At 57.8% G+C, this 20,457-nt stretch carries 18 protein-coding genes, 1 tRNA gene and 2 pseudogenes; 5 read left to right on the top strand and 16 right to left on the bottom strand.

The annotated features are described in order from the left end of the window. Positions 1 to 265: 265 nt before the first annotated feature. From EI969_RS29045 to EI969_RS29015, 7 genes are all read right to left on the bottom strand, one after another. Positions 266 to 341, bottom strand: a tRNA-Thr gene (locus tag EI969_RS29045). A 78-nt stretch (positions 342 to 419) separates the two neighbouring features. Further along, positions 420 to 1,244, bottom strand: a complete 825-nt coding sequence (locus tag EI969_RS29040) for an FkbM family methyltransferase (protein WP_160390717.1) — start codon at positions 1,242 to 1,244, stop codon at positions 420 to 422. A gap of 343 nt (positions 1,245 to 1,587) precedes the next feature. Next, on the bottom strand, positions 1,588 to 2,817 hold the full coding sequence (locus tag EI969_RS29035; RefSeq protein WP_160390716.1) for a methyltransferase: 1,230 nt from the start codon (positions 2,815 to 2,817) through the stop codon (positions 1,588 to 1,590). Beyond that, on the bottom strand, positions 2,798 to 3,487 hold the full coding sequence (locus EI969_RS29030) for an ABC transporter permease (RefSeq protein WP_015093059.1): 690 nt from the start codon (positions 3,485 to 3,487) through the stop codon (positions 2,798 to 2,800). Before EI969_RS29030 ends, EI969_RS29035 begins: the two co-directional genes overlap by 20 nt. Further along, positions 3,484 to 4,179 (bottom strand): ABC transporter permease, encoded by a 696-nt coding sequence (locus EI969_RS29025; protein ID WP_150717418.1) that lies wholly within the window; start codon positions 4,177 to 4,179, stop codon positions 3,484 to 3,486. Before EI969_RS29025 ends, EI969_RS29030 begins: the two co-directional genes overlap by 4 nt. Before the next feature lie 78 nt (positions 4,180 to 4,257). Continuing rightward, positions 4,258 to 5,004 (bottom strand): ABC transporter substrate-binding protein, encoded by a 747-nt coding sequence (locus EI969_RS29020; protein ID WP_160390715.1) that lies wholly within the window; start codon positions 5,002 to 5,004, stop codon positions 4,258 to 4,260. A gap of 13 nt (positions 5,005 to 5,017) precedes the next feature. Further along, on the bottom strand, positions 5,018 to 5,791 hold the full coding sequence (locus EI969_RS29015; RefSeq protein WP_150717416.1) for an ABC transporter ATP-binding protein: 774 nt from the start codon (positions 5,789 to 5,791) through the stop codon (positions 5,018 to 5,020). Positions 5,792 to 6,355: 564 nt separating this feature from the next. On the opposite strand from EI969_RS29015, the gene gabP reads away from it, so the two are divergent. Beyond that, positions 6,356 to 7,747, top strand: coding sequence for a GABA permease (gabP, locus tag EI969_RS29010; RefSeq protein ID WP_160390714.1), 1,392 nt, complete (start codon positions 6,356 to 6,358; stop codon positions 7,745 to 7,747). 71 nt (positions 7,748 to 7,818) lie between these two features. Here gabP and EI969_RS29005 read toward each other — a convergent pair whose 3' ends face one another. The 4 genes and pseudogenes from EI969_RS29005 to EI969_RS28990 all read right to left on the bottom strand — a co-directional run bounded on the left by EI969_RS29005 (position 7,819) and on the right by EI969_RS28990 (position 10,829). Continuing rightward, positions 7,819 to 8,274, bottom strand: coding sequence for a hypothetical protein (locus EI969_RS29005; protein WP_160390713.1), 456 nt, complete (start codon positions 8,272 to 8,274; stop codon positions 7,819 to 7,821). 6 nt (positions 8,275 to 8,280) lie between these two features. Further along, positions 8,281 to 8,697: a hypothetical protein gene (locus tag EI969_RS29000; RefSeq protein WP_160390712.1), complete on the bottom strand. Its 417-nt coding sequence runs from the start codon at positions 8,695 to 8,697 to the stop codon at positions 8,281 to 8,283. Positions 8,698 to 8,733: 36 nt separating this feature from the next. Then, the gene (locus EI969_RS28995) at positions 8,734 to 9,702 is read right to left on the bottom strand and encodes an alpha/beta fold hydrolase (RefSeq protein WP_160390711.1); all 969 of its coding nucleotides are present in this window, start codon (positions 9,700 to 9,702) and stop codon (positions 8,734 to 8,736) included. Between the two features lie 68 nt (positions 9,703 to 9,770). Further along, positions 9,771 to 10,829, bottom strand: a pseudogene (locus EI969_RS28990) (YhcG family protein). A 254-nt stretch (positions 10,830 to 11,083) separates the two neighbouring features. Between EI969_RS28990 and EI969_RS28985 the strand changes: the two are divergent. Both EI969_RS28985 and EI969_RS28980 read left to right on the top strand, forming a co-directional pair. Next, on the top strand, positions 11,084 to 11,533 hold the full coding sequence (locus tag EI969_RS28985) for a carboxypeptidase regulatory-like domain-containing protein (protein ID WP_160390710.1): 450 nt from the start codon (positions 11,084 to 11,086) through the stop codon (positions 11,531 to 11,533). A 61-nt stretch (positions 11,534 to 11,594) separates the two neighbouring features. Then, positions 11,595 to 11,989, top strand: a pseudogene (locus EI969_RS28980) (TonB-dependent receptor domain-containing protein); the annotation flags it as partial. On the opposite strand, the gene EI969_RS30335 reads toward EI969_RS28980, so the two are convergent. The 5 genes from EI969_RS30335 to EI969_RS28960 form a co-directional block, all read right to left on the bottom strand. Continuing rightward, positions 11,900 to 12,097 (bottom strand): hypothetical protein, encoded by a 198-nt coding sequence (locus tag EI969_RS30335; RefSeq protein WP_178120857.1) that lies wholly within the window; start codon positions 12,095 to 12,097, stop codon positions 11,900 to 11,902. The pseudogene EI969_RS28980 and the gene EI969_RS30335 overlap by 90 nt on opposite strands. A 71-nt stretch (positions 12,098 to 12,168) precedes the next feature. Next, positions 12,169 to 12,642, bottom strand: a complete 474-nt coding sequence (locus EI969_RS28975) for a hypothetical protein (RefSeq protein ID WP_160390709.1) — start codon at positions 12,640 to 12,642, stop codon at positions 12,169 to 12,171. Between the two features lie 189 nt (positions 12,643 to 12,831). Further along, positions 12,832 to 13,623 carry a TSUP family transporter gene (locus tag EI969_RS28970; RefSeq protein ID WP_160390708.1) on the bottom strand — a complete coding sequence of 264 codons (792 nt, stop codon included), beginning with the start codon at positions 13,621 to 13,623 and terminating at the stop codon, positions 12,832 to 12,834. Positions 13,624 to 14,000: 377 nt separating this feature from the next. Then, the gene (locus EI969_RS30850) at positions 14,001 to 16,634 is read right to left on the bottom strand and encodes a calcium-binding protein (protein ID WP_160390707.1); all 2,634 of its coding nucleotides are present in this window, start codon (positions 16,632 to 16,634) and stop codon (positions 14,001 to 14,003) included. A gap of 858 nt (positions 16,635 to 17,492) precedes the next feature. Continuing rightward, positions 17,493 to 18,518, bottom strand: coding sequence for a hypothetical protein (locus EI969_RS28960; protein ID WP_160390706.1), 1,026 nt, complete (start codon positions 18,516 to 18,518; stop codon positions 17,493 to 17,495). 507 nt (positions 18,519 to 19,025) lie between these two features. Between EI969_RS28960 and EI969_RS28955 the strand changes: the two genes are divergently transcribed. Together EI969_RS28955 and EI969_RS31145 are read left to right on the top strand one after the other, a co-directional pair. Beyond that, positions 19,026 to 19,280: a hypothetical protein gene (locus EI969_RS28955; RefSeq protein WP_160390705.1), complete on the top strand. Its 255-nt coding sequence runs from the start codon at positions 19,026 to 19,028 to the stop codon at positions 19,278 to 19,280. A 389-nt stretch (positions 19,281 to 19,669) separates the two neighbouring features. Beyond that, positions 19,670 to 20,257, top strand: a complete 588-nt coding sequence (locus EI969_RS31145) for a topoisomerase DNA-binding C4 zinc finger domain-containing protein (protein WP_371926035.1) — start codon at positions 19,670 to 19,672, stop codon at positions 20,255 to 20,257. Positions 20,258 to 20,457 lie beyond the last annotated feature (200 nt).

The following is a 20,457-nucleotide window of genomic DNA, read 5'->3' as shown; positions in this document are numbered from 1 at the left end:
CCTGCCGTCGCCGTCGAAAAACTTGTAGGCGCGGTCGGTGGGCTTGGCTGAACGGCAAGCCGAATCGGAGAGTGGGGCAGTGGTGCGCGACATAAGGGTACTCTTCCCTATATCGAATGACCTTACCCCTATCTTTATCCTTAAAACGGCTGGTATCCATAAGACTTTGGCGTAATCCTACGGAACGCCAAAACGAAAAAACCCGCCAGAAGGCGGGTTTTTCGGGGGTTTCAGAGATTTTGAAAGCCTTCTCTGGAACCTTGTATGGTGCCGGCACCAGGAATCGAACCCGGGACCTACTGATTACAAGTCAGTTGCTCTACCATCTGAGCTATACCGGCGTGTCAGGGCGACGATTATAGCGATTGGATAGGTTCTGTAAACCCCTGAATTCTGACTATTTTTGCGCGAGCTTCAGGTCAGGCGCGCAGCAGGGTTTTCTTGAGTTTCTGAATGGCTTGCCAGGTTCGGCTGTTTTGCATTGCGCGCAGCTGTGCTTCGGCCTGTTCGGCGCGTTGCAGGGCGGCGGCGAGTTGGTGTTCGGCGTCGCTGACAGGGTGGCTGAAGTTGTGGCCTTTGCAGAACTGGAACTCGTCCAGGTTGCACGGCGGGATGTCGAAGGCGGGTTTGAGGTTCAGGTGTTCTTCGGCGAGGTAGTAGGTGTTGATGCCGTCGAACAGGATCGAGTGGTAGCCGGCGTCGGTGACGAGGGTTTCCCAGGCCTGGTCGCGGGCCCAGGGGGTTTCGATGAGGATTACCCATGGCCGCCATTGGCTGAAGTCCATGCCGCGCAGGACGGTTTCTTCGTGGCCTTCGACGTCGATTTTCAGGAAGTGGATGGCGCGGTCCCGGGCGTGTTCCTCGCAGATCGAGCTCAGGGTGCGGGACTTGATCGTCTGGCTGCGCACGTCCATGCCGGCATCCTTGTGCATTTTCGCCATGGCCGGGTCGAGGGTCGAGAGGCCGGTGTCGGCGATGCCGTAGAAGGTCAGCTCGTCAGCGTTTTCCCCGGCCGCGCATTGCAGGTTGGTGTCCTTGGGGCGTTGCTGGCAAAGGGCTTCGTAGTAGCTGGGCACCGGTTCGACGTTGATGCCGGTCCAGCCGTTGTCGTAGAACGCCTTGGTGACCGAGTCATGCGTGGGGTGGTTCGCCCCGACGTCGATATAGAAGCCATTCTCGACGGTTTTGAGGGCGCGCCACAGGCGTATGTCTTCGAAGTTCTGTGCGTAGGAAATGAACGTCACTGGCGCATCCTGTCGGAAGAATGTTCTTGTTGGTGGCCGCGCTGCTGGCGCCCTGGCGTTTGTGTATATCAAGAGACGTGCAGCGGTGCAATTTCCCCCGTCAGCGGTCCCGGATTAGGCATTTATGTCGTTTTGATTAAATGCTTATGCACAATGCAACTGGCCGCGCACCTGGTTTAGGCCGAAATTGTGGATCTGTTCTCATTTGTTCGCAAATGGCTGTTTTTTCGATTTTTTATGCAGGTGTACAAAAAATGAACAGTGTGGATTTAGCCCTGAAACTGGCATGAATATTGGATCCACGATATTTCCATCAACAGAGTTATCCACAGGCCAGTCGTGTTTAAGCGCTTTCGGCCAGGAGCAGGAAATTACGCGGTGTGAGCGGCGTTTCGCAGAAAGTGCCGACGCGGACTCTGTAGCCCTGTTCGGTGAGGAAAAGTGCCCGATCAAGGACCAGCCAAAGCTCCAGCGGACGTCGGAAAAGTCCACGCAACAGCTCAAGGTTGCGCACCTCGGCCAGTCTCTGCCATCCGGCAGCTTCGAGGCCTGGCCAATCTTGCGCGCCGATTGTGGATAACTCTTTGAGTGCGGCCAGATGATGGCAGTACTCGGCGAAAGGTTTGTCCAGCCAGGCGCTGGGCAGGGATGGGGTTGGCAGGTACTCGTCCAGGCCGCGCAGTTGCCGTTGCAGCAAGTCGAAGCCCAGGCGCCGGGCCATGGAGGTGTCGCGCTGGCGGCGCACACGGGCGCCGGCGGTGACCGTTTCACTCATCGGCAGTGCAAGGTCGTCGAGGGATAGCTGCAAGCCGGAGCCTTGGGCGGCGGAGGAAATCGGTGAGTATTGGGCAAGACTGATCCGGTTGTAGCAGCACGGCGCAATGGCGAGTTGTTTGCAGCCAGTGGCGCTGGCGAGTTGAATCAGCCGTACATGCAAATCACCGCAGGCGTGAAGCGCGACAGGCGTGTGATGCGCACTTAGTAGAGAGGCTGCGTCTGCCGCGAGCACATCCTGTTCGATATGCAGCGCATGCAGGTGATGACGCTGGCTGAGTGCCTGGCCGCTGGTGACCAGCGCCGGGTCGTATTCCAGGCAAGTCAGTTGTTGGCCCGGTTGCAGCAGGCGGCGCCCCAGATGGCCCTTGCCCGAGCACCAGTCCAGCCAATGCCGGGGTGTCTCGGAAAACTGCAGTCGACTGGCGAACGCTTCGATCTGCTGCCATTTACGCCCCGGTACATCGACGTTCAATCGATGGCTGGCCGCTTCGAGTGTATGTGCAGGCAATTCATCCACGGCACTCAAGGCCACGGACGTCGTGGCCAAGGCAGCAAAAGGCTGCGGTGCGTTCAGAAGGGCAGGCTGGTTGTGAGCGTTTTCCGCATCGTCCAGCGTTCGCCCACGTAGCCATGCGGCCAGCTCCGGGCAGGACGCTTCCCAGGGAAGCTGTAGGTGAGTGAACGGCCGAGGTTTCCACAACGCCTGATGCTCTGTGAGAAAAGCATCCAGCGCGGTGAAACGGGCGAGCAGGGCCTCGCCCGTCAGCACGCAGGGTTCAACGCCCTTGGCAGGCATCGACGCGCAACCAGCGCTCCAGCAGCTTGAAGCCGCGTACCAGCACGTAGGCCATCACCAGGTAGAACATGCCCGCGGCGAAGAAGATCTCCACCGGCAGGTAGGTCCGGGCAATGATGGTGCGGGCCATGCCGGTCAGTTCCAGCAAGGTCACGGTGCTGGCCAGGGCACTGGCCTTGAGCATCAGGATCACTTCGTTGCTGTAGGCCGGCAGGCCGATGCGCGCGGCGCGCGGCAGCATGATGAAAAACAGCGCCTTGGGTTTGGACATGCCCAGCGCCCGTGCCGCTTCAATCTCGCCCGGTGGAATCGCCTGAATGGCGCCGCGCAGGATCTCCGCGATGTAGGCCGCCGTGTGCAGGGTCATGGTCGCCGTGGCGCACCAGAACGGATCGCGCAGGTACGGCCACATCGAGCTGTTACGGATCGCGTCGAACTGAGCCAGGCCGTAGTAGACCAGGAACAGTTGAACCAGCAACGGCGTGCCACGGAAAAAGAAGATGTAGCCGTAGGGAAATGCCCGCACCCACCACAGGCGCGACGAACGGGCGATGCCCAGCGGAATGGCCAGCAGCAAACCGGCGATCACGGCGATGGCCACCAGCTCCAGGGTCAGGGTCGCGCCCTGGGCCAGTTTCGGCAGCCACTTGATGATGACTTCCCAGTTCATTGGGTGCTCCTCGCGAAGCCGCGGGCGGCGCGTTTTTCCAGGAAGTACATGCCGGTCATCGCCAGTACTGTCAGGCCCAGGTACATGAATGCGGCGACCATATAGAAGGTGAACGGCTGTTTGGAGACGGTCACGCCGATTTGCGCGTGTCGCATGATTTCTTCCAGGCCGATCACCGACACCAGCGCGGTGTCTTTCATCAGGATCATGAACAGGTTGCCCAGACCCGGCAGGGCGATACGCCACATCTGCGGCATGATCAATTTGGTGAAGATGCGCCATTTCGACATGCCCAGGGCCACGCCGGCTTCACGATGGCCTTTGGGAATGGCGAGGATCGCACCGCGAAACACTTCCGTGGCGTAGGCGCCGAAGCACAGGCCCAGCGCAATCACGCCGGCGGCGAAGGCATTGAGCTCGAGGTCGGGGTTGCCGAAAAACTCGCCCAGGGCACGCATCAGGTTGACCGTACCGAAGTAGATCAACAGCACCCAGAGCAATTCAGGGATGCCACGAACCAGGGTCGAATAGGTGCCGCCAAGCCATTGCAGCGGCTTGTACGGGGAAGTCTTGGCCAAGGCGCCGAGCAGACCGAGCACCAGCCCCAGGCACAGGGCCGAGAGTGCCAGTTTCACAGTCATCAGCGCGCCGGCGGCGAGCGCCGGGCCGAATCCGTAGAGGTCGATAATCATGGATTTCTTTTCAAATCGCGGCAGGCAAGGCCGGGGACCGGCGCCATCAGAGGAGGGCGCCGGTCCGGCAGGTCAGAATCAATAGATGCTGAACGGGAAGTACTTGTCGTTGATCTTCTTGTAGGTGCCATCAGCGACGATTTCTTTCAGCGCGGTGTTCAACTTCGCGCGGATCGGATCGTTTTTACGTACGGCGATACCGATCTTGTCGCTTTCTTCCACTGGATCGCCCTTGAACTCGTATTCACGGCCAGCGTCGCTTTTGAGCCATTCGTAGTTGACGTACTTGTCGGCCAGGATGCCGTCCAGACGGCCGGAAGTCAGGTCGAGGTAGGCGTTTTCCTGGGTGTCGTAGAGTTTGAGTTCAACGCCCGGCATGTTGTCTTCCATGAAGGTGCCCGCCAGGGTCGAACGCTGGGCACCGATCACTTTGCCTTTGAGGGAGTCTTTGTCGGTTTTGAAGTCGACGTCTTTCTTGGCGATGAACTGCAGCTTGTTGGAGTAGTACGGGTCGGTGAAGTCCACCGCTTGCTTGCGCTCGTCGGTGATCGACATCGAGGAGATCAGGAAGTCGAACTTCTTGGCGTTCAGGGCCGGGATGATGCCGTCCCAGTCGGAGGTCACGACGGTGCACTCGACCTTCATCTTGGCGCACAGGGCGTCGCCGATCTCTTTGTCGAAGCCGACGACATTGCCACTGGCATCTTTATTGTTGAACGGCGGGTAAGCCGCTTCGATGCCCATCTTCAGGGTTTCGGCCATGGCACCGGCGCTGAACGCCAGGGTGACGGCGGCAGCCAGGAAGACCTTTTTGTAGTTCTGCATGTGGGTAGCTCCGTTAGCGGTTGCTGGACATGAATTGTTTGCAGCGCGCCGAAAGCGGGTTTTCAAATACCTGCTGTGGCGATCCTTGCTCTTCTACCAGGCCCTGGTGAAGGAACACCACTTCGCTGGAGACCTGGCGGGCGAAGCCCATTTCATGGGTCACGAGCAGCATGGTGCGGCCTTCTTCGGCCAGTGCGCGGATGACATTAAGTACTTCCTGGACCATTTCCGGGTCAAGCGCCGAGGTGGGCTCGTCGAACAGGATGACCTTGGGTTGCATGGCCAGGGTGCGGGCGATGGCGGCGCGTTGTTGCTGACCGCCGGACAATTGCGCCGGGTAGGCATGGCGCTTGTCGGCGATGCCGACCTTGGCCAGCAGGGCTTCGGCGACTTCGATGGCTTCGGCCTTGCTTTGGCCGAGCACGCGGCGCGGGGCTTCGATGATGTTGTCGAGCACCGTCATGTGCGGCCACAGGTTAAAGTTTTGAAACACAAAACCGATTTCGCTGCGCAGGCGATTGATCTGCTTGCCGTCGGCGGCAACCAGCTCACCGTTTTTCGCAGCCTTGAGCTTGAGCTCTTCGCCGGCGACCAGGATCTGCCCCTGATGCGGGTTTTCCAGCAGGTTGATGCAGCGCAGGAACGTGGACTTGCCGGAGCCGGAGGAACCCAGGATCGAGATCACGTCGCCGTCGCGGGCGGTCAGCGAGATGCCTTTGAGCACCTCCAGCGAACCGTAGCGTTTGTGCAAGTTGCGGATTTCAAGCGCGGGCGTGGCCTCAGCCATGTGCGTTCCTCATATATGTTGCGCTCCTGCTGTTGGTGGCCTTCCTGGCGAGGCGGCCAACCTAGCATAGCGTTTCAATAGCAGCCAACAGCGCTACGGACGGTAAACGGCTGGTGTGTGGCAGGTTGTCGCATCGGCGCAGCAGACTGTCGCCCCATCAACAACCGAACAGCCGTTTGAACCTTGCCTGTCAACAAAAAGCGCGGTGGCTGCCGCAAAAAAAGGCGCGATGTTGCCAGCTTTGACAGGGTGTTGGAAGCGCTATCCGGCCAAATGCACCGCTTGTGCACTTTTAATGTGCGCGGAGCCATTTTCAGGTGTGTTTCCGGTGCGCGGATTTGCCCCGCAATGTGGGTCGCAGGGTAACGTTCTGGCAAAGTGCTATTAGATTCAATGGGTTGCGATGACCGTCCGGTCTGGTTGGAATCACCGGGCTAGAAGGATTTGAAATATTTTGGCGCAATTATTGCGTGCAGAATCCAGAACGCCCTGTTGGCTTCTTTTTACGAGAAGGTCCGCCGAACGGGATGCACGCATTCGCTTCTCCTTACAAAGGTAGTTTCAATGAGCAGTACCCAAAGCTCTAGTGGCCTCGAACAGGGGCTCAAACCGCGCCATGTGACCATGCTGTCGATTGCCGGGGTTATCGGCGCCGGCTTGTTCGTTGGCTCGGGTCACGCCATCGCCGCTGCAGGTCCGGCTGTTCTGTTGGCTTACGCCGCCGCCGGCATGTTGGTGGTGTTGGTGATGCGCATGCTCGGCGAAATGGCCGTTGCCTCGCCGGACACCGGTTCGTTTTCGACTTACGCCGACCGCGCGATCGGTCACTGGGCCGGTTTCACCATCGGCTGGCTGTACTGGTGGTTCTGGGTGCTCGTCATCCCGTTGGAAGCCAACGCCGCCGCGACCATCCTGCACGCCTGGTTCCCCGGCGTGGACATCTGGGCCTTCGCCCTGGTGATCACGATGCTGCTGACCGTGACCAACCTGTTCAGCGTGAAGAACTACGGTGAGTTCGAGTTCTGGTTCGCCCTGATCAAGGTCCTGGCGATCATCGGTTTCATTGTGCTCGGCGTCATGGCGATCTTCGGCTTCCTGCCAGGCAGCCAGGTCAGCGGCGTTTCACACCTGTTCGATACCCAGGGCTTCCTGCCAAACGGCATGGGCGCGGTGTTGGGTGCGATCCTGACCACCATGTTCTCCTTCATGGGCACCGAGATCGTGACCATCGCGGCCGCGGAATCGAAAGACCCGGGCAAGCAAATCTCCAAGGCCACCAACTCGGTGATCTGGCGGATCGGCTTGTTCTACCTCGTATCGATCTTCATCGTCGTGGCCCTGGTGCCTTGGAACGACCCGGTACTGGCAAGCCTGGGTTCCTACCAGACTGTGCTTGAGCGCATGGGCATCCCGAACGCCAAGATGATCGTCGACATCGTGGTACTGGTTGCTGTGACCAGTTGCCTGAACTCGGCGCTCTACACGTCGTCGCGTATGTTGTTCTCCCTGGGCAAGCGCGGCGATGCGCCGGCCATGTCCACCCGCACCAACAAAAGCGGTACGCCGTACTGGGCGGTGATGCTGTCCACCGGCGCTGCGTTCCTGGCAACATTCGCCAACTACGTGGCCCCGGCTGCGGTGTTCGAATTCCTGCTGGCCAGCTCCGGCGCCATCGCACTGCTGGTGTACCTGGTGATTGCGATATCGCAACTGCGCATGCGCAAGCAGCGTATTGCGCGCGGCGAGAAAATCGCCTTCAGCATGTGGCTGTTCCCGGGCCTGACCTACGCGGTGATCGTCTTCATCGTTGTGGCCCTGACCATCATGCTGTTCCAGGATGCCCATCGCGTGGAAATTCTCGCGACCGGCCTGCTCAGTGCCCTGGTGGTAGCGGCCGGCTTGCTGGTGGCTCGCCGTCGCAAACTGGAAAAGCGCGGCGCGGTAGTGCTGAACTGATCCATACCCTGTAACGCAAAACGGCCGCTGTCAGTGATGACAAGCGGCCGTTTTTGTTTGAGTCGTAACCCTTACTCGGCTTTTTCTTCCGGTACTTCCAGCGACTCGCGGTAGACATCCAGCGCAGCGCTGAAATCGGCGATGAACTGCGGCTCGCTCAGCCAGGCCTGGGCGGTCTCGCGATCCATGCCGTCGGCCCACATGCGATAGTCGATCAGCATGTCGGCGGCCAGGTGGGTGGCGGCCATGCCTTCGTCGTCGGCGTTTTCCATGTCCAGCAGTTCTGGCTGGTCGATGATGATAAAGGCCAGGTCCGTCAGCAGAACCGAGAGCATTTCGCTGCGGCTGACGGCTTCCGCGTCGCGCATTTTGCTGAACATCGCCAGGGTGTATTCCGGGATCGGTTCGGCGAGGTGGCCGAGTTCGTCATCGTCCAGCGCGGCGGGTTTCCTGCCGTGGATATTGATCTGCTTGGCTTTGGCTTTTGCACGCTTGGCGCGTTTCTGTTGCTTGTTCAGGGAGGCCATGGGAACTCAGTCGGGTTTCTGTTGGGTTTGCGCGGCAATGGCGTCGGACGCCGCCACATAGTCGGCCTGGAAGGCCGGGGATTCGATCCACGCCAGGGCGCCGGCCTCGTCGGTTTCGGCAGACCATTGGCGATATTCGATCAAGGCGGCAAGGATGAAGTCCATCGCGCCTTCCTCGCCTTCCTGCTCGTACACCAGCTCCAGCAGCGGGTCTTCGAGGAAGGCGGTGCACATGGCTTGCTGGCTGATCTTTTCGGCGTCGATCATTTTCTTGAACAGTTCGGTCAGGTCCACCGATTCGAAGTCGATGCGATCGTCGTTCGGGTCCAGCTCGACCGGCGCGGCAGCCCGCTGGGTGCGGTTCTGCTTGGCCTTGGCCTTGGCGCGGGAGGCGCGTTTTTGCTGCTTGTTGGCGGAGGCCATGGGCGTTGTTCCGTGTACGTTGAAAGGGCAAAAGGTCTAGTTGCGTGGTACTTGCCGCCCGGGAGTATCGGGGGCCAGTTCGCCGTTTTGCAGCCAGGCCAATGCAATGGGCCATAGTGTGGCTTGGTATGGGCTGCGAAAAAAGGCGAAATGTCCGACTTCTTCTTCGCCGATGTCTTCGGGATGGATCCGCAGGTGAGTGCGATGGCTGCCGGTGAAGTAGCCGAGCAGGCGTTCGATGGCCGGGACCGTTCCGTAGGGGTCGTCGCTGATGCTGATGGCCAGGGTTTGCGCGGTGACTCCGGCAAAGGGTAATTGCCCGGAGGGGATCGCACGGGCGCTGGAGCGTTTTTCGTAGCGGGCAGTGGAGAGGCTCCAGTCGCGGACCACACCGGCGGGCGTATCTTCCAGCCACCCGAGGCGTTTGCCGGGAAAGTAGCCGCAGATCATCGTTATCAGTGGCATCAGCACATGCCACTTGCCAAACATGCGCCAGCGATGAGCCGGCGCATAGTCGCGCCAGTAGGCGAATTGTGCGCCAACCGTTAGCAGGCGCCGGATCAGGTGCCCGGAGGCCCCCAGTCCCGCTACGCAGCCGCCAAAGCTGTGGCCGATCACATCGATGGGCTGCCCGGGAAACTCGCGCTGTGCGCGCTTGAGCATTGCCTCGAAATCCAGCGCTCCCCAATCGGTCCAGGAGGCTTGAAGCCCCTTGAGCGATGCCGGCCGCGACTCGCCGATGCCGCGGTAGTCAAAAGTGATGACGTCGAAGCCATGGTCGAAAAGATAGTCGGCGAAGCGCGAGTAATGGCGACAGCGGACCGAGGTGGCGGCGTTGATGATCACGACCGGACGAGCGGCGTCCCGGGAAGGGTGTCGCCAGGTGAAGCCGCCGAGCACAAAGCTATCCGCAGCGCTTTCCCTGAACGGCTCGCCGGACGCGACGCGTTGCAATGGCAGCTCGATTTGAGTGGGGGCGAGTGAGGGCGTTTCCTGCAAACTCATCGGCGTCGAACCTTTGCGGGTAGCTGCCAAAGATAGTCTTGATGGCGTCGATGAACAATCCATTGGCCTCAACGCAGTGGTGGGTCGAGCAATCGTTCTTCAAGTGCCGCCCGTTCGCGATCCAGTTCGTTGCGCAGCTCCTCTTCACTGGGCAGGACAAGCTTGTACTTGCTGGCGAACAGTTGTTCGTTTCCTTCCAGCACCGAGTAACGCACCACGGATTCATCCTTTTACGCGCAGAGAATGATGCCGACGGTCGGGCCGTCTTCCACGCCGCGTTTGAGGTCGTCGTACATGCGCACGTACATGTCCATCTGCCCGACATCCTGATGGGTCAGTTCACCGCGCTTGATATCGAAGATGACGAAGCACTTGAGCAAGTAGTTGTAGAACACCAGGTCGATGTAGAAATCCTTGCTGTCGGTACTGATGCGTTGCTGGCGAGCAATGAACGCGAAGCCCTTGCCCAGCTCCAGCAGGAAACCCTGCAGTTGTTCGATCAGTGCCTGTTCGATTTCGCTTTCCTGAAGCTTGCCGGCATTGGGTAAACCAAGAAACTCCAGCACCACCGGATCACGGATGAAATCCCGGGGGCGGGCTTTCATGTCCTGAATGTTGGTGGCGGCTTCCTGCTTGACGCTGCTGCGATCGCGGCTTGCCAGCAGGCGTTCGTAATACAGGGTGTTGATCTGGCGTTCCAGGGCGCGGCTAGACCAGTTTTGGCTGGCGGATTCGTTCATGTACCAGAGACGAGCGCTGTCGTTGTCGACCCGAAGCAGGCGACGGTAGTGGGTCCAGCTCAATTCGGAACGCACTGCGTTCCAAATTGGGAAAGTTTGATAAAAATCCCGCATGTAACGCAGATTGCGTTCGTCAAAGCCTTTGCCGAAGTCGGCACTCAGTCCTTTCGCCAAAGTGGCCAGTAAGCGCTTGCCATATCTCGCCCGCCGAGCCCCTTCCTGCTCGAACTCGACAATATGTCGACCAATCTGCCAACAGGTTTGCACCTGAACGGTATCGACCGCCCGAAGCACCTTGCGCCGTGCCTGATGGATCAATTTGCCAAGATTGCCAAGCAGGGATGCCAGATGTGGGTCGTGGGCGTCGTCGGGTGTGAGGGTCGTCATGAAGTCTTCCGCAGCAGGTTGAGCAGCGAAAGAGCATGACAAGCGAGCACCCTTCGACGCTGCCGGGAGTTACTGAAAATCAGGCAGGAATTACCGGGTTTTCCGGCAGGACGGTTCTCGATTCGGGCGAGGGCTGAGGAACAAATGGCGTAGTACGTTTCGTACTCAGGCCAAATCAATCTAAAACCCCTGCACCCAGTTGGAAATCCAAAGAATGTAACGATTGGGTTCTGCAGAACCCGGGAGTCGTCATCATGAAGTACCTCCATTCACTCCTGTTGCCCCTCACCGCCGTCGGCGTGTTGATGTTTCCATCGATGTCGCCAGCCGCCAGCCTTGATCCAATCGACAACGCTGGCGTGCAGGTGCAACGCCAGGAGCAAAACGGCATCGCCTACCTGTCCGGTGGTATCGGCGAGGATGAGTCCAGGGCCATCCAGCAGACCACCGGCTATAACCTGCACATGACGTTCTCTGTCGGGACGGAAAATGAATACATTCCTGATGTGAGCGTCGTTATTCAGAAAGCCCCCGGGCAAACCGTGCTGACGATCAATGACGCCGGTCCACTGGTTTACGTGAAACTGCCTGCCGGTAAATACACGGTCATTGCGACACGCAACGGCGAAACACGGCAGGACGTTGCCGATGTTGGCAGTGGTGCAGCGCGCAACCTGGTTTTCCACTGGAATGATGCGAGTTAACGAGAAGCGTTTTGGACCGCAACCAAACCCTGAATCCTGCCATTCAGGGTTTTTCGTTTTTATCTCCGGTGGCGCGCGACGCCAGCAGATGGATGTCGACGTCGGTCATTTCAAGGGGGCCGAGGGCGGCAGCAACGACTACGCGGTCAGCGTGTACAACCTGGGCATCATTTACGATTTCAAGAACGGTCACCAGGTGTGGATCAACTACGGCGAAGGTTTCGATCTGCCCGACGCGGCCAAGTTTTATGGCAAGCCGGGCCTCAGCGAGGCGACAAAACCAGCGCCCGCGTGCAGGGCAACCACGCGTTTACCCTCGAAGACGACGCCGACCACAAGATCAGCGGCTATACCACCTTCGACCTGCTAGGCAGCCGCGGCACCGAATTCGGCACTTTCAGCGGCGGTATCCAAAACCTGCTGGACAAGCAATACAGCACGGTTTGGGGGCACCGCCTGAAACGACAAAACCCGCGAACTCTTTTCAAGAATCGCGGGTTTTTTGCCTGTAACAACGACTCTCATGTCGGCAAGCCGCAGTTTTTCAAAGACTGCCTGCGTCATGCAGTGCGCCAGGTTTTTCGGTTTGCCAAAGCACAAGGGTGAGTCGCTGAACAATCACCTGGGGAGATGAATCAGCGGATGCTGCGGATATTGCCTTTGTTGCCTTTTACCGTGACGGATACTTTCTTGAAGATGAAGTAGTTTTCTTCGCTCACTTCATAACGGGGCGCGACGATCAGGTCGGCACCGCTGGCTTTTACCGCTTTGTAGGCTGCAGCGGATTTAACTGCGCTGACAGGGTCCAGGCCCAGGCTGCTCAGGCCGGCACCGCTTTGACCGCCATAGCTGACGCCATCGGCAAATTGCGAGTCGCCACCAAACTTGAGGAAGCCAAACAGGACGTTGACCGAAGACTGGCCGGAAATGGCGTCGCCTACAGCGATGTCCGCCTTGAGGTCGGCCTTGACGGTGCTGTCGATTGGCGACGATGGCTGGCTGTTGTTATAGCTGACGCAGCCGCTGGCTGTCGCAATGATTGTCGACAGAGTGAGGAACTTCAAAAGGTTGTTCAAGCGTTGTTTCCTTACGATGAGACGTGAATGCATGGCAGGCAGATTTGCTGCGGCAGTAGTTTCACCCTGTAAGCGTATGCGCTCTATGAGAGCCATCCTGAAGTGCTGTAAGAACAGCGGGCACAACTTGAGAGGGGAAGCGCCTGAAGGATGTAGGAATTTTCGGTGGTGGTGGATTTGTTAAATCGCACCCAATACCGAAAACCCTGAATCCTGCGAGGATCATAGCGAGGCTACCAAGTGCGTGAATGCAACGCGCAAGGGGTTGTTTTCCACACTCAGAAGCTTGATAGCCAACGCACAGCACACCACGATCAACATGGGTTTGATTAGCCTTGGACCGACCCGCACAGCGGCGCGCGCGCCCAGTTGCGCGCCGATAAAGGCCGCGAGGGCCATCGCAATGGCGACCGGCCAGATGATCACCCCTTTGGTAATGAACACCGACAAAGAGCCCAGGTTACAGGAGGCATTGGCGAGCTTGGTAAAGCTCATGGCTCGCATCATGCTCAAGCCGCAGAGAAGAACGAACCCAACGATAAAGAAGGAGCCCACACCGGGGCCAAATACACCGTCGTAAAAACCCAGGATAGGTGCCACGGTAAACGAGAACAGCAGAATACCAATTCTCTTGCGTCGATCTTCATTGGCCAGCTTTGGAGATAGCGCAAAATAGACGGCTACCAGAATCAGCATGATAGGCACGCAAGCTTCCAGGTAGCGCTTATCAATAGAGCTGACCAGCAAGGCACCACTGGCGCCGCCAATAAATCCGCAGATAACCAGGAAACGGCCTTCGCGCCACTCGATCATTCCTTTGCGAGCAAAGGTCACCGTTGCCGAAACAGTTGCCGAAGCGGCCTGGAACTTGTTCGTTGCAATTGCACTGATCGGATCTAAACCTGCCAGAAACAGTGCAGGCAAGGTGATCAAACCGCCCCCACCGGCGATCGCATCAAAAAAGCCGGCGCAAAAAGCGACGAGCGCCAACATGCCAATTACATCCAAGGACATTGCATTCTCTCTTTATGGTTATTGCCCAGTAATCATATGACTGGTCGTTCAAAAGCCTGATCGCATAAAGAATCAGCCCCGTAGCACTAACGGGTCCTGTGAAACAACGATGGGGGTAGAAAACTTTGAAAGTCCGAAAATACGAACCAGGACCCGTCTGTTGTCTTTGATGACATCGCGGCAGCTCCTCTTCCAAATTTTGCTCAACTCCATGATCAGCGTATGTCATCCGTTTCGGTTAAAGCATGCGGAGCGTTCTGATAGGCCTGAGAGACTGCAAAGAAAGGCCGATCACAAATGCATAAAAAACCCTGAATCCTGCGATTCAGGGTTTTCGGTATTGGGTGCCGGTGTCATGCCGGTACGATCACCCTCTATCAGGCAATCAGGTCGGCAGTTTGCAGGTTGCTCACCCCCAGCAACTGAATTTCAAACTCCGCGGCGGTATCGGCGTCGGTGCTGCCGTAGAGAATGCCGCCGGCGAACCGTAGCTGTCCGGTGGCGTTGCTGCTGAACGCGCTGGAACCGATGAAGCTGAACGCATCGTTGGTCGCTGTCGCCAGGTTGGCGTCCAGGGTCGACAGGTCGATCTTGTCGCCTTCGCTGCTCTTGAAGTCGCCAATGACATCGCGCAGGGCGGCGCCCAGGCCCATTTCACTCAAGGCGTTGAAGTCGAACTTGTCGGCCCCGGCGCCACCGTAAAGCTTGTCCAGGCCTGTGCCCCCGATCAGCAGGTCGTTGCCGGCGCCACCGTTGAGCGTGTCGTTGCCAGCACCGCCGGTGAGGGTGTTGGCGAGCGCATTACCGGTCAGGTTGTCGTGATAGGCGCTGCCCGTGAGGTTTTCGAAGTTCAGCAGGGTGTCTGTACCGGAGCTACCGGTGGCTTGCGCGGTGGTCAGGCCCAGGTTGACCGTCACCGCTGCCGTGGCAAAGGCATAGGACGCGGTATCGATGCCGGCGCCGCCATTGAGGATGTTGTTGCCGGCCCCGGCGTCGATGATGTTGTTGAGGCTGTTGCCGGTGCCATTGGCATTGCCGGTTGCCAGCAGGCGCAGGTTCTCGACGTTGTCACCCAGGGTGTAGGCGCCGAGGAAGCTGTAGACGCTATCGGTGCCGCCGGTGCTGGCCATGGCGTTGGTTTCGCTGACGATATCGCCGGCGTTGTCGACGTAGTAGCGGTCCGAGCCATCGCCGCCGATCAGGCGGTCGGCACCGGCAACGCCATTGAGAATGTCGTTGCCGGCACCGCCCGTGAGGGTGTTGGCAAGCGCATTACCGGTCAGGTTGTCGTGATAGGCGCTGCCCGTGAGGTTTTCGAAGTTCAGCAGGGTGTCTGTGCCGGAACCACCGGTGGCTTGCGCGGTGGTCAGGCTCAGGCTGGCCGTTACCGCCGCCGTGGCATAGGCATAGGACGCGGTATCTATACCGGCGCCGCCATTGAGGATGTTGTTGCCGGCCCCGGCGTCGATGATGTTGTTGAGGCTGTTGCCGGTGCCATTGGCATTGCCGGTCGCCAGCAGGCGCAGGTTCTCGACGTTGTCACTCAGGGTGTAGGCGCCGAGGAAGCTGTAGACGCTATCGGTGCCGCCGGTGCTGGCCGAGACGTTGGTCTCGCTGACGATATCGCCGGCGTTGTCGACGTAGTAGCGGTCCGAGCCATCGCCGCCGATCATGCGGTCGGCACCGGCGCCGCCATCGAGCGAGTCATTGCCTGCACCGCCGTTCAGATGGTCGTTGGCGCGGCCACCTGTAAGCGCGTCGTTGCCCGCGCCGCCATCGATGATCACGCTGCCGGCGCCGGTCCACGTCAGGGTGTTGGCCAAGGCATCGCCTGTCAGGCTGGAAACCTTGTTGCCGTTCGCGTCAAAGCGCTGGGTATAAACGTCAACTTGCCCGCTCGCCTTCGACGACTCCCAGGCAACCAAGTAGCCGCCATCGGCCAATGCAGTCACCTGGGAGAACAATTGATTGTCGGTGGTCGTGGTGTTGATGCGGGTTTCGGTGCCCACCTTGACGCCGCTGGCATTGAAGCGTTGGCAGAAGATGCCATTGACATCACCGGTGCCCTGGCCTGCCCAGGTCACCAGATAACCGCCATCCGTCATGGCGGTGACATTAGGTTCTTCCTGATTGCCTGCGATGGTGGTGTTGACCCGGGTTTCCGCGCCCACTTTTACGCCAGCGGTATTGAAAAGCTGCGAGTAGATGTCGGCAGGGGCATCGGTTTCCTCGTTGCCATCACCATCGTCGGGAGCCGATTGCCAGGTGACGACGTAGTTACCGTTACTCAGGACCTTCACGACAGGGTCTGTCTGATCGTCGGCAACCCTGGTATTGATGCGGACTTCTGCGCCCGACTTGCTGCCGTCGGCCTTGAATCGCTGGCCGAAGATGCCGTATGCATCGTCTTTGCCGTTGCCTTCCCAAACCACCATGATGCCGCCATCGGCAAGGCTGGTGACAGTAGAGTCATCCTGCTCGGACAGCGTGGTGGTAGCGACGCGAGTCTCCACACCGACCTTCGCCCCGCTGGCGTCATAGCGCTGCAGGTAACTGCCCCAACCGCTGCCGTCCTGGCCGAAAGAAGCCCAGGACACCACAAAGCCGCCGTCCTTCAGCGAAGTGATCTGCGCGCTGTCCTGCTCACCCATTCTGGTCGTGTTGACGATGAACTCGCTTCCAACCTTGACGCCATTGGCGTTGTAGATCTGGGCGGCGATGTCCGACATATCGTCGTAGGTATCCGACTGCCAGGCGACCACGTAGCCACCGTTGGCCAATGCGGTAATGGAGGGATCTTCCTGTGCGCTGTTGGTCACTTTGTTGACCAGGGCTGGCTCGCCCACCTTCACGCCGCTGGCGTTATAGCGCTGGGTGTAGATGTAGTCGGTAAAGCTTGTTCCCTGATCGCTCCACGCCACGATGTAACCACCGTCCTTCAGAGCCGTGAGGGAGGGCTCGGAGTTTTTGCCAGTCGTGGTATTGACGCGGATTTCGCCCAGGGTCGCCATTGCTAATTCCTTTTACGCAAAGAGAAAACGGAAGTGACCGGCAGTTTACAGGGCAAAACGATGGCGTCAAATTGCCATCATCGGGTTAAGCGAATCGGTGGTCGGGTGGAAAGTGGCCGGGTCCGGAAGGGGGCCGGTGGCCATTAAATCGCGGGCAATAAAAAACCCCAAGGAATCATCTTCGCTTGGGGTTTTTCGGTATTTTGGTGCCAGAGACGGAATCGAACAGATGCCTACAGGCTGCGTATTTAAAGGCTTTCGCGTTTTATGATTGATTTTCTACTCACAAATCTACTCGCTTTTTGAAAGGCGGCTCCGTTTTGACCATGCAAGCGACGACCGAAACGGGCCTGATTTACTCTATCAATTTTCGACGAGCGGTAAACCTTTATTGCCCCAACTGTCGAAAGTGAGAGGGTGTTCAAATACTAAGTCCTGGATCAATCAATTCAAATCTGGGTCGATTGCCTGGCTCCTCACTTTTGAGGCGCGACTATGCCCTTGCCCTTGCCCTTGCCTGCCCGGCTAGGTCTGAGGCTGCGAGACGCTGGATGTGATCATCGTCGATCGCAAATCCGGGGATTTGACGGCAGAGGAGGTATTTCATACGACCCCAAAAACAAGAAAAGCTCCCGAAGGAGCTTTTCTTTAGGCAGGCGTACTTAACAAACTTCGACTGTACCGTTCCGGAATGTTGCTAGCAGGCAGTCTCCCAGACGAGTCGCAAGCCCACCTTGCTTCCGATCTTGGGAGGAGGGGATAGAACCGCTCCGATCGGAGCAATTAACAGATCTGGCGAGATACAGCTCGCGTTCAGGCTTTGGCGGGCTGCCGATCTGTCCTGAGGTCTCGCGATAATCATAAGTCATGAGAGTAACCCGTATGGTTGTGATGCAATTTTGGCTCATTGAGCATTACGAATTTTTCACCACGTTTGAGTACGCCCACATGTGTGCGTCCCCCAACTGTAGCAACGCCATTCGCAAAACGCTGCATTCCTGACTGAAGATTTACAAGTAACTCAACCAAATCCACTGCGTATTGAGTGGGCAGATTGGCGAAATCAATGTTTGCAACGTAATCGTGCCAAGGAAGCTCTGTAAATTCTTGAGGGATGTCGAACTGGAAACCCTCTGGAATCGTGACGCCCGCCGCTCGCAGTTGTTCCGCAAAGCTTGACGCAAAGCGGGCGCCACGGGCAGGCATATCACTGATCAATCTGTGGTTCACGCCGTTGATGATTCGCTGATCCACACCCACCAGTAAACGCTCTACGAAATCAGCTTGTCCACCAAAACACGTTCCTGAACGTGTCTGCCAGACGAACTGCTCTTCCAGGGTACGGGTAGCGACGTAGATCTTAAAGACTTTGCTCGTCTCATCATCTTTCCCATAACCGCCCGCAATGAACTGTACATCTGGGAAGTATGGACGCTGTTCCTCAGGTGCATTCGCGTAATCCAGCTGTCGCTCCCACTCAGTTCGAGTGTACTCAAGAAAGGCGTCAGCAACCCCTTGAACGGACGTGAAGCTGATGCCATCAGAGGAATTCTTCTTTCTGAAGCGAGCAGCAACACTGGCAATCGTTACTCCTGACAGGGTCGCCATACCGGCAGTGACTGCGGCTACCGAGGTATCGTCATCCTCGTACAGAAGAAACATTTTCTGCGCCCCACCGAACACGTTCGTGACGAAAGGCTGCACATTCGCTACGGAAACTACCCGATTGCCGAAAGCGTCGATGAGCTCATTGCCTTGTGCATCGCGTGCGAAAGTGTCTTGTCCGTAACGGAAGGGCAAAACTGCCTGTTCTACGATGCTCGAAAGGCTGTCACATCCGAATACGATCGCATCGTACGTGGCGATCGCAATATTAATTGTCAATGCAACCTTCCCTGTCAGAAAAAACCGGCGGCGAGTATCGCCTTAATGGCAGTTTGACTGCAAATTCGAATTAGCTATAACTAAGGATAAATTCCCGCTCATAGGCGCAATGTACGTTGGTTCGACCTCATGAGTTCTAACATCGGCCGACCTCCCATTCCGGTAGGTCAGGTGCTGGAAAACTACTGAGATCCTGGTAGTCCCAGGCGGCCCGCATACAAGCGCATTTCCCTGATAACTCGCCGAGGCTCTACGCCTTGGGAGAGGGCTCGCCGGGCATCCTTGGTGAGCTGGTCTAGCGCCTGCTCCTCGAAAACTGCTGCCATTGCGCTGGCCTTCCGGACAATCAGTAGCGCCAGCTCGGGTGGAAACACCACCTTTTCAGTGGGCAGGTAATCACAGTCGATAACAGACATGTGGGGTGGCCCTCGCAGATGTGGTCGTGTTCAACAGCCGTTGAACGGGTGTTCGATTATCTGATAACTACCCAGAATCCGGGTAGTTTGCTTGGGCACGACCTATCGCCTGTTCCGGCCTGTTCTCAGGGCGTTTTTCGCCTTCTTTCGCTGGCGAATCTTCCTTGATGGGTATTTGACGAACTGCGCCCACTGCTACCCGATAAAACCGCGCCAGCCCATACAGATCAAGGCGTTCAGCCAGACGCTGGCGCATGGTCGCCTGACAATCCGTCAAACCCTGTCAAATATTTCGTCAAGGCTGGTCAAGGCTCCAGCCATTTTGGACGGGGGTGCACTGCTCTGACACGGCTCAGCCGCCTGCGCACCAGGTGTGCCACTGCTTTCCCGGCATTCTGTCTGCTGGCGATGGTCAGAATCCGTCCAGAGCCTGTCCATAATCCGTCTTAGGTCTGTCAGGGGGATGAGACGGCCAGACCGGCTAGTTTGACGGCCCTCGCACTAGATAAGGCTCGGACGCCCACCCTGCGCTGATTTCGTCTCATGCCTGTCTCACATTCCGTCAAAGCGTGGTCAAAGATAGCGGGCGCCAGCGTGTTGGGATCTACACGGTGTGTTGAATTCAACACTCACGGCGCGCATGGTCGAGACAACTATTGATGACCACTCAAATTCGATGTGATATCAACGTGCCAAGTTTGTTCGGGTCATTACGCCCGATCCCGATAATGTGTGATGAGGGGCCTGATTTTGTATTCCAAGGACCGGACGTGGCTCGTGGGAATAATCGTCTTTCTGGGGGCGATGATCTTGTTGTCGATTCTTCTTGGCGGAGCCGTTTGTAGTGACGGTTGGGCTTCTGCGTCGATTGGTCGGCGTGGGGCATGTTCCTCGCATGGCGGGGTTGATCGAACAGTTGGCGCTATCAAATTCTTGCTTAGCATTGGTGCGACTGTCTGGGCAGTGGTCGCATACAGCGCAGGGAGGGAAAAATGGCTAGCGAAGCTTAGAGCAAATAGCGAGATTCTAACCACCGCCACCGCCACCGCCACCGCCACCGCCACCGCCACCGCCACCGCCACCGCCACCGAAATCCCAAATATCCATTTGAAGGCTATCCCGCCGCCAGCGAATAGCCCGGTGTCGCGCCCAAAGGCAGCTCACCCAAAGAGTTCGCCCAAAGTTAAATGCCCAATTTGTGGTGGAGGTATGTCAGTACGAACCGCTAGGGTAGGCAAGAATGCAGGCGGGAAGTTTTGGGGCTGTAAGCGTTTCCCCCGTTGCAAAGGAACCAAAACGCATTACCCCGATTTTTGCCAGTGACAATAGCCGTTTGATTGCCGCGCTGATGTCAGTTCTGATTCAAAAGCTCTCCTCAGTAATCCTATTAGAAGCTTAGGTTGCCAGTGGAAACCATTGCTATACCCTGGAAACCACAGTGGAAACCAGCGCCTGTAAACATGCCTTTGATAACCGGAGAGCTGCCTGTGTGCTGTTTGGAGCGGTACTAACTTGGAGCGCGA

Origin of the sequence: Pseudomonas sp. PB101 (assembly GCF_009764265.1) — a bacterium.
In the GTDB taxonomy this organism is placed as follows: domain Bacteria; phylum Pseudomonadota; class Gammaproteobacteria; order Pseudomonadales; family Pseudomonadaceae; genus Aquipseudomonas.
The sequence above is the reverse complement of the archived record's forward strand: the minus strand, read 5'-3'. Positions and strand labels throughout refer to the sequence as shown.

Coding starts and splice junctions, on each gene's coding strand:
- gabP (WP_160390714.1), top strand. CDS start 6,356: ATGAGCAGTACCCAAAGCTCTAGTGGCCTCGAACAGGGGCTCAAACCG.
- EI969_RS29005 (WP_160390713.1), bottom strand. CDS start 8,274: ATGGCCTCCCTGAACAAGCAACAGAAACGCGCCAAGCGTGCAAAAGCC.
- EI969_RS29015 (WP_150717416.1), bottom strand. CDS start 5,791: ATGGCTGAGGCCACGCCCGCGCTTGAAATCCGCAACTTGCACAAACGC.
- EI969_RS29035 (WP_160390716.1), bottom strand. CDS start 2,817: ATGCCTGCCAAGGGCGTTGAACCCTGCGTGCTGACGGGCGAGGCCCTG.
- EI969_RS28995 (WP_160390711.1), bottom strand. CDS start 9,702: ATGAGTTTGCAGGAAACGCCCTCACTCGCCCCCACTCAAATCGAGCTG.
- EI969_RS29030 (WP_015093059.1), bottom strand. CDS start 3,487: ATGAACTGGGAAGTCATCATCAAGTGGCTGCCGAAACTGGCCCAGGGC.
- EI969_RS29025 (WP_150717418.1), bottom strand. CDS start 4,179: ATGATTATCGACCTCTACGGATTCGGCCCGGCGCTCGCCGCCGGCGCG.
- EI969_RS28975 (WP_160390709.1), bottom strand. CDS start 12,642: ATGCATTCACGTCTCATCGTAAGGAAACAACGCTTGAACAACCTTTTG.
- EI969_RS30335 (WP_178120857.1), bottom strand. CDS start 12,097: ATGACGCAGGCAGTCTTTGAAAAACTGCGGCTTGCCGACATGAGAGTC.
- EI969_RS30850 (WP_160390707.1), bottom strand. CDS start 16,634: ATGGCGACCCTGGGCGAAATCCGCGTCAATACCACGACTGGCAAAAAC.
- EI969_RS29000 (WP_160390712.1), bottom strand. CDS start 8,697: ATGGCCTCCGCCAACAAGCAGCAAAAACGCGCCTCCCGCGCCAAGGCC.
- EI969_RS28970 (WP_160390708.1), bottom strand. CDS start 13,623: ATGTCCTTGGATGTAATTGGCATGTTGGCGCTCGTCGCTTTTTGCGCC.
- EI969_RS28985 (WP_160390710.1), top strand. CDS start 11,084: ATGAAGTACCTCCATTCACTCCTGTTGCCCCTCACCGCCGTCGGCGTG.
- EI969_RS31145 (WP_371926035.1), top strand. CDS start 19,670: ATGAGGGGCCTGATTTTGTATTCCAAGGACCGGACGTGGCTCGTGGGA.
- EI969_RS29020 (WP_160390715.1), bottom strand. CDS start 5,004: ATGCAGAACTACAAAAAGGTCTTCCTGGCTGCCGCCGTCACCCTGGCG.